Annotated in this window: 7 protein-coding genes; 1 reads left to right on the top strand and 6 read right to left on the bottom strand. The window is 40.9% G+C overall.

Annotation, left to right across the window (positions count from 1 at the left end; translation table 11 throughout):
- The 5 genes from QZ562_RS16190 to QZ562_RS16170 form a co-directional block, all read right to left on the bottom strand.
- Positions 1-941: proline dehydrogenase family protein (locus tag QZ562_RS16190; RefSeq protein WP_293762335.1), on the bottom strand; the 941-nt coding region annotated here is incomplete at its 3' end.
- Positions 942-1,241: 300 nt separating this feature from the next.
- Positions 1,242-4,361, bottom strand: coding sequence for an efflux RND transporter permease subunit (locus QZ562_RS16185; protein ID WP_293762332.1), 3,120 nt, complete (start codon positions 4,359-4,361; stop codon positions 1,242-1,244).
- Positions 4,361-5,470 carry an efflux RND transporter periplasmic adaptor subunit gene (locus QZ562_RS16180; RefSeq protein WP_293762329.1) on the bottom strand — a complete coding sequence of 370 codons (1,110 nt, stop codon included), beginning with the start codon at positions 5,468-5,470 and terminating at the stop codon, positions 4,361-4,363. The genes QZ562_RS16185 and QZ562_RS16180 overlap by 1 nt, the downstream gene beginning before the upstream one ends.
- A 245-nt stretch (positions 5,471-5,715) precedes the next feature.
- Entirely contained in the window at positions 5,716-6,150 is a 435-nt protein-coding gene (locus tag QZ562_RS16175) for a universal stress protein (RefSeq protein WP_293762320.1), read from the bottom strand.
- Between the two features lie 105 nt (positions 6,151-6,255).
- Positions 6,256-6,792, bottom strand: a complete 537-nt coding sequence (locus tag QZ562_RS16170) for a GNAT family N-acetyltransferase (RefSeq protein WP_293762317.1) — start codon at positions 6,790-6,792, stop codon at positions 6,256-6,258.
- Positions 6,793-8,718: 1,926 nt separating this feature from the next.
- Here QZ562_RS16170 and nhaC point away from each other — a divergent pair.
- Positions 8,719-10,260 carry a Na+/H+ antiporter NhaC gene (gene nhaC, locus QZ562_RS16165; protein WP_293762314.1) on the top strand — a complete coding sequence of 514 codons (1,542 nt, stop codon included), beginning with the start codon at positions 8,719-8,721 and terminating at the stop codon, positions 10,258-10,260.
- A gap of 125 nt (positions 10,261-10,385) precedes the next feature.
- Here the strand turns inward: nhaC and dps are convergent, their stop codons facing one another.
- Entirely contained in the window at positions 10,386-10,952 is a 567-nt protein-coding gene (gene dps, locus QZ562_RS16160; RefSeq protein WP_293762311.1) for a DNA starvation/stationary phase protection protein Dps, read from the bottom strand.
- Positions 10,953-11,250: the final 298 nt, after the last annotated feature.

Genomic DNA, 11,250 nt, shown 5'->3' with positions numbered 1-11,250 from the left:
TCGCTAAATACCGCCTCAATAACATCGAGGGACATATCTAATCGCTCAGATTCTTCCGCATCAACAGTTAACCCAATATTGTAGCTTTTGGCTTGCAAACAAAGTGCTTTAAGTTTGGGTGCCGCTTCAGTCATTATCCGTTCTTTTTGTGCAAATTCGTAACGAGGATGGATAGCAGAAAGCTTAACTGAAATACCAGGCACTTTGCGAGGGTCGTTCTTACCCGACGCACGAGCCACTGCGCCAATGGCATCTATGGCGACTTGATAAGCTTTATAATATTTTTCAGCATCGACCATGGTGCGTGCACCTTCACCTAGCATGTCGTAAGAATATACGAAGCCTTGCCGCTCTTTCTTGGCTGCATGATCAGTGGCATCTTGAATCGTTTCGCCCATAACAAACTGCTCACCCATAATTTGCATGGCGTAGTTCATTGCTTTGCGAATGACCGGCTCACCTAATCGACCAATAACCTTCTTCAATAAACTAAAGCTATCTTTTTCGCGTTCATCAGCATAGTCAACCATCGTTCCGGTCACTAATAAACCCCAAGATGAGGCATTAACGAACAGTGAATCACTGCTACCTATATGACTGTCCCACTGCCCTTTAGATATTTTGTCACTAATGAGGGCATCTTGAGTATGCTTATCTGGTACACGTAATAAGGCTTCGGCTAAACACATCAACACCACACCTTCTTCACTTGATAGTGTGTATTCTGCCAGTAAGGCATCTATTGCACCGTTTCCCGATTCGTCTCTACGTATTTTCAGGGACATTTTACGGGCTTTTTCCCACGCCCTGCTTGCAGCATTATCGTTAACTTCTGCCAAGGGTAAAATATGCTCTACCGCAATACGTTCATCAATACGATAGAACTCGCGAATTTTTTGACGAATAGGGGACGCCGTGATGTTTGAATTATTAAAAAGCATATGCTTCACCTCAAATTTTTTTAAATAATGTTTTGCAATTACATACGTTAATTACACTTTAATTTACTGCTTCGATTGAATGTAAAATTCAGTTGCTGTGGATCCACAGAAGCTCACATTATAATTAGGGTACTCCTCATCATTTTTATGCAGATTAAGTTAATATTTTTCGCTCATCAAAATAGCGGTAAGACTGACCACTGAAGGCCAGCTCACTAAAATTTATGAATACACTTTGACCTATAGAAAAGCACCTAACCTAAACACTTGTGTTTGGGCTGAACAAAATTGAACTTGTGCCTAACTTTGACGGTCAATTTTTAGCTCTTCCGTCTTAAATAGGCGCATGACCCATATAAAGAAGAATGGCGCGAAAAATAAAACCAATATTGTTGTGGCCGTAATACCACCCAGTACGCCAATTGATATTGCATTTTGTGCACCCGAGCCGGGCCCTGCTGCAAATGCCAAAGGCATCACACCCAAAATAAATGTTAGTGATGTCATTAAAATAGGGCGAAGTCTTTGTTTAGCGGCCATGACCGCTGAATCATAGGCATTCATACCATCTTCAAAATTAATTTTTGCAAACTCAATGATCAAAATCGCATTTTTGGCAGCCAAGGCAATAGTCATTAATAAGCCCACCTGAAAGTAAACATCATTTGCTTGTCCAGACCACCATGTGGCCAAAACAGCACCAAATATTCCAAGTGGTACAGTTAAAATAATCGCCAAAGGTATGGTCCAGCTTTCATATAAGGCGGCCAATGCTAAGAACACGGCAATGATTGAAATCAAGTAAACAATCCACGCCTGTCCACCGGATTCTTTTTCTTCATAAGATAAGCCCGTCCATTCCAAACCAATTCCACTTGGCAAGCTTTCAGCGAGTTTTGATATCTGGTTAAGGGCTTCACCTGAACTAATGCCTTGTGCGGCCTCACCTTTAATTTCAAGAGAAGAATTGCCGTCAAATCGTGTTAGCTTTGGTGCGCCATATGACCATTCGCCTGAGCCGAAGGCTGACAAAGGAACCATGCCACCAGTTGAATTGCGCACATACCAGCGGTCTATATCCTTTGGCAGCATTCGGTACTCAGCGTCTGCCTGTGCGTAAACACGCTTAATACGACCATCTTCTAAGAAGTCATTAATGTAAGAGCCGCCAAGTACAGTACTTAAGGTTTGGTTGATTGTGGCAATGGGTACACCCATTGCTTGCGCCTTGCTCGAATCAATATTGAGGTCATATTGTGGGCCGGGCGCCAAACCATTAAAACGTACACCTTTTAAGTAACTGCTGTGGTTAGCCTCTCCAAGAAACTGTTGCATGGCATTGTTAAGAGCGTCTTGCCCCAGTCCTGCTCGGTCAACCAATTGAAATTCAAAACCGCTGGAATTACCTAACGCTATTATGGCCGGCGGCACAATTGGAATAATCATAGCGTCTTTTACAGATGACAATGCTTTACCTGCTTGTTTACTCACCTGAAAGACGCTTTGATTTTCTGTGCGCTGGGACCAATCTTTCATTTTGATAAATGCGATTCCCACGTTTTGACTGTTCCCAGAAAAACTAAAACCAGCTGCAGTAAATATTCCTTCAACCGCACCGTTTGTTTGGTCTAGATAGAAGTCTTCGACCTTCTCATTTTTCTCAACTGTTTGTTGCAAGGTTGAACTGACAGGCCCGTTAACTAATGTGAACATCCGGCCTTGGTCTTCGTCAGGCAAAAATGACGTCGGTATTCTAACGAACAGACCAATTGCAACAGCGATTATCGTAAAGAACACGGCAGGTAGAATAAATCGGTTCGCCAATACTTTTTCTAAAAGGTTTGCGTGGCCCATCTTCATTTTATTAAATGCTTTATTGAACAGTCCGAAGAATCCAGTGTTCTTTTCTACCTTCGCTTGTTTTAGAACAATGGCACATAATGATGGCGATAGGCTAAGTGCGACAAAAAGTGATATCCCCATTGCCACTGAAATCGTAACGGCAAATTGTCGATAAATGACCCCAGTCGATCCTTCAAAGAATGTAATCGGAATAAATACGGCCCATATAACGACGGTTGTGCCGACAAGTGCTCCTGAAATTTCTTTCATCGCTTTTATGGCTGCGTCCTTTGGACTTATATTGGGATCCTTTTCCAATTTATTTTCAATGTTTTCGGTAACAACAATCGCATCATCAACCAACATTCCGATGGCCAGAACCAGCGCGAACAGTGTCAAAATATTGATGGAATATCCGATCACAAGAAGAAACGCAAAAGTGCCAAGCAGCACAACTGGAATGGCTACCGTCGGTATGAAAGTTGCGCGTGCTGTTTGTAAGAATATATAAATCACTAATATTACTAATAGAATTGCTATTAATAGCGTTTTTATGACTTCATAAATTGAAGCTTCAACAAAAGGTGAAATATCAACTGGATAAACGACCTTTAATTGTTTAGGAATAATATCGTCAAATTCTTGAATTCTATCTTTAACCGCTTGGATGGTTTGAAGGGCATTTGCATCTGACGCTAGTTCAATGGCAATGCCCGATGCAGGGCGGCGATTATAGCGGCCGATAACACTATAGCTCTCGGAACCAATTTCAACGCGGGAAATGTCACCTAAGGTTACGTGAGATCCGTCTTGATCCACAGTCAGTAATATTTCTTCAAATTCATCCACGGTTTTAAGTAGAGTTTGTGCCGTAATGGTTGCGTTTAATTGTTGACCTTCAACACTCGGGGTCCCACCAATTTGTCCGGTGGCTAGCTGAACATTTTGTTGCTGCACCGCATTAATGACATCTTGTGTAGTAATGTTGAAATTGTACATTGATTGCGGGTTAAGCCAGATACGCATGGCATGCTCTGGCCCGAATGTTCTGATTTGTCCGACACCGTCAATGCGGCTCAGTGGTTCTTCCAAATTAGACGCCAAAAAGTCGGAAATTTCATTTCGCCCATATGCGTCATCCGTTGAATAAAACCCAACGATTAGGGAATAACTGCTCCCAGCTTTACTAACGGCAACACCCTGACGCTGAACCGCTTGAGGCAAAGAGGATTCCGCTTGAGATACTTTATTTTGGGTTTGCACCTGCGCGATATCTGAATCGGTTCCTGGCTCAAAGGTCAGGTTAATGCTTGCCCGCCCAGATGAAGAACTTTCCGATTGGATGTAGCGCAGATTATCAATACCCGTCAAATTTTGTTCGATAATCTGCGTTACTGTGTTTTCAAGTGTTTGTGCTGACGCACCTGGATAAGTAGCTGATATTGATACCTTAGGAGCGGCTATATTTGGATATTGCTCAATTGGCAATGATGTTATGGCAAGTGTTCCGGCTCCCATAATAACGATGGCAATTACCCACGCAAAGATGGGTCTGTCGATAAAAAATTTAGAGATCATTAATTTGAGCTCGTTTTGTTATTTTCAGCACTGGCTGTAGCACGGTTATCAGATTTCGTTGCTCCAGAGGACATATTATTTGAATCCTTCGAGTTGATGTTTATAGGATCGACTTTGGAGCCCGGTTGCAACATCATTGCCCCCAATACAATAACGGTATCACCCGTTTTAAGACCGCTTTTGATTACCCAATTATTTTTGTAAGTGCTGTTGGTGATCACTGCACGCTTGCTCGCTATATTGTTAGTATCAACAATCCAAACCGACTTTGAGCCATCGGCCTGAATACTGACGGCCTTTTGCGGCACTATGATTGTTTCTTGAGTTGCCATTTTATCGATGGTTGCACGCACGAACATGCCAGGTAATAAAGCTGCATTTGGGTTGGGGAACACAGACCTCAATCGGATCGTACCCGTGTTCTCATCTACGGCTAAATCAGTAGCATACAGACTGCCTTTGTGAGGATAGACATAATCGTTATTGCCAAATAAAAGCGTTACCTCAAACTTCGCATCTTCGCCTTTGGTCATGCGACTTGTCACCAAACTTTGCTGCAAAGTTTTTGCATCGGCTGCTGACTGAGACAAATCGACGTATACAGGGTCAAGTTGTCTAATGGTTGCTAGAGCTGCTTGTTGTTGCGCAGTAACGAGAGCACCGTCGGTCACTGTCGATGGGCTAATATAGCCTGAAATAGGTGCATAAACCTTAGTGTAGTCAAGGTTGATTTTTGCGGTTTTCACCTCAGCCCGTGCAAGAGCAACAGCGGCTTTGGCTTGTGCCACACTCGCCTTAGCGCTATCAAACTCTTGCTCGCTTACGGCGTTGGTTTTCATCAGGCTTCGATAGCGGCTTTGTAATGCAAGGGAAAGCTCCCGTTGTGCTTTAATATTTTGTAAATTCGCATTTGTGCTTTGATAATCCGCTTCATATCTTGCTGGATCAATCTGGTAGAGTTGCTGACCTTCTTCAACAAGGCTTCCTTCTTCAAAAAAACGCGATTGAATAATACCGCTTACTTGAGGACGAATTTCTGCTGTCTTGAAGGCCTTTACACGACCGGGCAATTCTTTGGTCATGGCAATTATTTTTGGTTCTATTGTCATGACACTTACTTGTTTTAAAGAACGCTGCCGAGTTTGCTCTGCATCCTTTTGTGAAGAGTTTGATAGGGACTGATCCGGATTGTCCGTGCAGCCCGTCAACAAAAATACGCTTAAACATGCCATAAATATTGAGACCACTGTTTTCTTGGGTGGAAAAGGGTATGTAGTCGTTGTATTTGGTGAGCAGGGGGCTACGAGTGCAGATTCGCTGCTTATGATTTTATTTGTTTCGAATATTTTCAATCTCATCCATAAACCCGAACAGCAAGAACGTCATGTTGCACGCCATGTAATACAGAATTGGCTGTTGAACCAAGTAGCAATTTAATACCACTTCTGCCATGTGTGCCTATTACGATTAGGTCTATATTTTTTTCATTGGCCATTTCTTTTATCTCATCTGCCGCGACACCAATTTTCACAAAAACATTAGACTCAGTAATACCAAATTCTGTGGCAATATCACTTAGTTTTTTATGGGCTAAGGACATGCGTTCAGAATCGTCTATCGCGTTGAACTCCATTGGATAAATGTAAGGTTGAATATATGTTGTAGGTAGTAAGGTATACATCAATATTAGATCCTCAGAAGACTGACAAACAGCTAATGCTCTGCGAATAATACTTTCGTGAGGTGCATTAACATCTACTGCGACTAATATATTTTTGTAATTGCTCATCGTGTTTACCCCATTGAGTGTTTAAATTGTAAAACGATTTTACTGTTGATTTGCGTCTTTTAGTTATGATTGTCGAACCTCAATAATGACCTTGAGCATGTCGAACTATAGAGTCATCGAAAAAATAACTTGCCTTGAGTTTTTAGGATCAATTATTGACGCCATGCCTAAACTTTCAGCTAGTTCCCGCATTTTGTAGTTACTGCAAAGTTCAATTAAAATAAGTTTTTTAATACTGTTAGTCCGTGCATGCTCAATCAAATGATTAGCTAGTTGTTTTGCGATGCCCTGATGTTGAAACTCATCCGACACAGTGACAGCCATTTCACGTTCATCTGGTTTTGAAACTATCGCATAAAGGCCAATGCCAATTTGTTTTTCGTTCGCTCCCTGTTGAACTGTCGCGATATAGGCCATGGAATTTATATGATCGATATTACAAAGCGTCGAAATCATTGACGAAGATAATTCCCTGTTACTGCTAAGGAAATTCTCATGCTTAGCTTGTGCTGACAAATCTCGCATAAAAGCTGCCTCTATTTCTATGTCATCGGATGTAATCGGTCGAATAGTGACGTCTACATCGCCGGCTTTTATATGTTTGTCATTATTTCTGTCACTATTAATGAGTAGCTCTGTCATGATTTATACCCCCTGTAAGACAAAGTAGTAATTTGTTTTACGCTCAATATATAGCTTGAATTCGATAAGCTCAATTAGGGGTATCCATACAAAAACTGTGGAAACCACGTAGTGATTTTGGCATTTACACTATCACTAACGCACTTTTTCCTATGCCAACAACACTACTTTTTGTTAATGATTTTCACAGTGGAATACGAGGTATCTCCAATAACGTTAACAGTAGTTCAAAGGTAAACGGTGTTTCTAATATGCGGTCATGCTTGGCACCGCTGTATATCTCGGTTGCTATGATGTGACTGGGTTGGAATAGTTAATCATGTCTAGAACATCCTTGATTCAGTCACACCCTTGCAAAACATGTCATACTTCTGGTGTACTGATGTTTTTATTGGTGATAATCCATAACGAACTAATTTACGGTTCGGTATCAAGGTCAAACCGTGCTGATTTAACACGATCTCCAAGCAAGGGGAGTTAGATTAAAGACAAATTAATAAAGAAGGATTTCAATAATGCACAGATATGTATTGATGGTTTTATTTGCATGGGCGATATTAATGGCGAGTAATATCAGAGCAAAAGATGTGGAGCTTGTTCCTGGTGAAACATTTAGTAAAGACAACTTTACTATCACATGTGGCCAATCGACAACTCATTCCCCTTTGGCACTGAACGACTGCCAGTATTGGGATGATTTTAGTAACAAGTGTCTGTTTGAGAAAACTATTTATACGAATAAAAATCTTGAATGCGTTGAAGAATGTCAGCGCTGGGATAAGTTCACAAGCACTTGTTTTTACCAATCAAAATGTACCTTTTACCCATCCCATATGATATTTGTGAGGACTACATGCGAAAAGTTTGACGACTTCAACAATACTTGTTTAAAAATGAAGGATACAAAAATTGGGCGGTGAGAGGAAAGAACCAAACAGATGTGACTATTTATAGAGCAGTAGAACAATGGGTGATGATACAATTGTATTGAACTTGGACGCCACATTAAGCCTTAGGGTGGTTGATGCATACATTGCCTAATCATGATTTACATGTGTTTCACGAAACAAACTACAAAACTATTTATGTCTAAACACATGGCGTTTTAAAATAAGAGCTAAAAAAATACTTCGGGTATAAACGCGTCATACGACGTTCTAAACATGCCACACAAAAGACTATGTAAAATACTAGTGCAGTTTGACGTTTCTGGTAAGGTGATTAGTAGTGTTTTCAGGCAATGTTTAAGATTAGCGTCACTCCCATTATGTTTGCCAAGGTTTTAAACAATAAAACTGTCGCTATAATTGACGCGTCAATAAAAAAATCAAAAAAGTTAGCATACGATCAACATAAAGATTAACTCGGGAAAGAGGCTGCTAGATGTCTGATTATAAAAATGTTCAGACTCACTGCGGATATTCAAGTCTACTGCTGCGTTCCAATGTCAGCGGGTCAGCAATGCACGAATACAACCATCAAGTGTTTATTGCAACAAGGCTCCCCCAAAGGAACGGATTAAAGTCTGTATGTAAATTAGAAATAACACCAAATCACCAGACAACTAAACGAAAGTACGAGAATAAAGGTAGCCTAATTCAGCAATAAAAATTTAATCAGTTTAAGTAAAGTGTAATAGCGGCTAAGGTTTTATCGGAGCCTGTAACAGATTCTGTGTAACTAAAGCTCCCTCATAGTTCAGAACAGTGACCAAAACCACATTTTTTGAATACATTAGCTATAGTGTTCATTATTTTCAAACTTTACCCTTCAATATGCAGTTCTAGGGTTTTTGCCATTAAACGTTCCTCTCGAGTACTTTTCCTCGTAAGAAGAACGCAAAGATGTCGATAATTAATTAACAGTCAAGCATACCGATAACTTTTCGTTGCTGAAATTTATGAATAGCAAACATGAGGTATTTAAATGAAACTGTCAGAACATCCAAAACCAGGCTTATTACTCGCTTTGACTCCCGTTGTGTTAACTCTGTTAATTCTTGGGACGCAAATTTTTTACTTTGGTGTTTTCGAACCACATATTCCTCTTGCGATTGGCTTAGCCATCACTAGTGTTGTTGGAATTAAGCTAGGACTTAAATGGAAAAATATAGAGGAAGGTATTTTTCACGTTATTCACGTCGCTTTACCTTCGGTATCGGTTTTGATAACGGTTGGGATGATCATTGGCGTTTGGATTGCCAGCGGTACGGTACCAAGTATTATTTATTTCGGATTAAAAGTACTTTCGCCTGAACTATTCCTAGCTGCTGGCATGGGAATTTGCGCCATAGTTTCCCTTTCTCTTGGCACTAGCTGGGCAAGTGTAGGTACTGTTGGTTTAGCTTTAATGGGAATTGGAGAAGGCTTTGATATTCCTGCATATTGGACTGCTGGCGCTGTAGTTTCAGGTGCATTTTTTGGTGATAAAATTTCGCCACTTTCCGACACCACTAATTTGGCCCCTGCGGTCACTGGAACCGATGTTTTTTCTCATATAAAAAATATGATGGCAACTACCATCCCAGCTATGCTAATAGCTCTTATAGTATATTTGCTAGTCGGATTTTTCGTCATCGACACCCAAAGCATTTCATTTGAAAAAATCAGCGTCATCACTAATGCCTTAGATGAAAACTTTTATATTTCAGGATGGGTATTATTGCCAGCTTTGATAGTGATGGGCTTAGCTATAAAAAAATATCCCCCCATGCCGTCACTATTCGCAGGCGTTGTAGCGGGTGGGGCAACAGCAATGGTTGTTCAGGGTCAGAGTCTGCAATCGATTTTTGATTTTGCGAACAATGGTTATTCAATAAATACCGGCATTGGAGAAATTGACAGCCTGCTAAATCGAGGTGGTATTCAATCCATGATGTGGACAATTTCCTTAATTTTGATTGCTTTAGGCTTTGGTGGAGCACTAGAGAAAACAGGCTGTTTGAAAACGATTATCAATGCTATTAAAAGTAAAGTCAGTAGTTTTGCTGGTACTCAAACCGCAGCTATTGGAACTGCGTTTACGACTAACCTAGTAGCTGGCGACCCCTACTTATCCATCGCTTTACCGGGAAGAATGTATTCACCGGTTTACCGTGGTATGGGTTATTCAACTTTGAATTTATCGCGTGGAATTGAAGAAGGCGGAACATTAATGTCTCCGCTAATTCCATGGAACGCGGGTGGCGCATTTGTAATTTCAGCTCTAGGTCTTGGTATTGCTGATGGTCATATAGAAAATCTTTTGTACATTCCCCTCGCTTTTGCATGCTGGACGGCGCCCCTGATTGGAATTTTCTATGCTTATACGGGGTTATTCTCGCCAAAAGCAACAGACGAAGAAAAGGAACACTGGGAGTCCTCTGGTGAAGCAATAGCCGAATTTAATTCTGATGGTACACCAAAAGTCGAAGATGAAGACACTGAGGAAGACACCGCCGATGATTGTTTAGATAAAAGTGGGCAATAACTATAGCTTATTTATTTAAGCGCGAGATGCGTTTACGAAATTTCGTGTTGAATGGAAATATATGCTAAGGGATCTGACGACGCCAAAGGCGCCATCGTAAATAAATATAATCAGATCCGCCAGGTTTAAGAACCTGCTGATTTCGCTGCAGCTGATTCGGTGTGGTCGTTGGCTGTAAGTAAATCACCTTCAGAAGTTTCAAGATGCGCACGAATAAACCATTGGAACTGTTCCAAATTAGTTAACTGACCAATTAGCATGTCTTCCGATACCGGATCTAGCTCTCCCATTTCAATCATTGCTTTGCGATGATCGCTATTCACCCCGTTGTAAACTAAATCAAGGGCGCCCAGATGCTCCATAACCAATGCTTTACCTAACGAATAATCATTCCAAGTGCGGCGATCAGAAATAGATTGGGGTGTGCCTAACGGAGTTCCTCCTAAAGTAGCTATTCGTTCTGCAATAGTGTCAGTCATGTCGCGTACAGAGTCTACCTGAGGATCTAGCATTTCGTGAACGCTAATAAAATTAGGACCAACAACGTTCCAGTGAACGTGCTTGAGTGTAAGGGCCAGATCGAGCAGAGCTACCATACGATTGTCTAAAGTAGATAATACTCGGCTTGCAGTCGTTTCGTTCATGCCTGGTACCGTGAATTTAGCTAATTTGTGCTGATTGTTTTTAGTCATAATTTCTCCTTTATGGTTCAAAATAACCAGAGAGGTATAAACCTCTCCTTGACGCGTCCACGCTATCAAAGTTACAAACGTTGTGTCAAATAAGAGGATTGATTTTGAATGCCTTGTCTATGAGATAGGAAAAAGTATGAAGAAAGCATAGATGAACCCGTTGGAATAAACCTGCGCTGAAGACCGCAAATGCGTATGACTTAAATGAGCAACTGACTATATATTGGGTCACGATTGAATATTTTATTGGAACGAGGCCAGAGGCGAACAAATGTCCGAGTATATTAAAGCTTGAAAC

Source organism: uncultured Paraglaciecola sp., from assembly GCF_913058035.1.
GTDB lineage: Bacteria > Pseudomonadota > Gammaproteobacteria > Enterobacterales > Alteromonadaceae > Paraglaciecola.
Note: the sequence above shows the minus strand (reverse complement) of the source record. Positions and strands in the feature narration are given on the sequence as shown.

Coding starts and splice junctions, on each gene's coding strand:
- QZ562_RS16175 (WP_293762320.1), bottom strand. CDS start 6,150: ATGAGCAATTACAAAAATATATTAGTCGCAGTAGATGTTAATGCACCT.
- QZ562_RS16180 (WP_293762329.1), bottom strand. CDS start 5,470: ATGACAATAGAACCAAAAATAATTGCCATGACCAAAGAATTGCCCGGT.
- nhaC (WP_293762314.1), top strand. CDS start 8,719: ATGAAACTGTCAGAACATCCAAAACCAGGCTTATTACTCGCTTTGACT.
- QZ562_RS16170 (WP_293762317.1), bottom strand. CDS start 6,792: ATGACAGAGCTACTCATTAATAGTGACAGAAATAATGACAAACATATA.
- QZ562_RS16185 (WP_293762332.1), bottom strand. CDS start 4,361: ATGATCTCTAAATTTTTTATCGACAGACCCATCTTTGCGTGGGTAATT.
- dps (WP_293762311.1), bottom strand. CDS start 10,952: ATGACTAAAAACAATCAGCACAAATTAGCTAAATTCACGGTACCAGGC.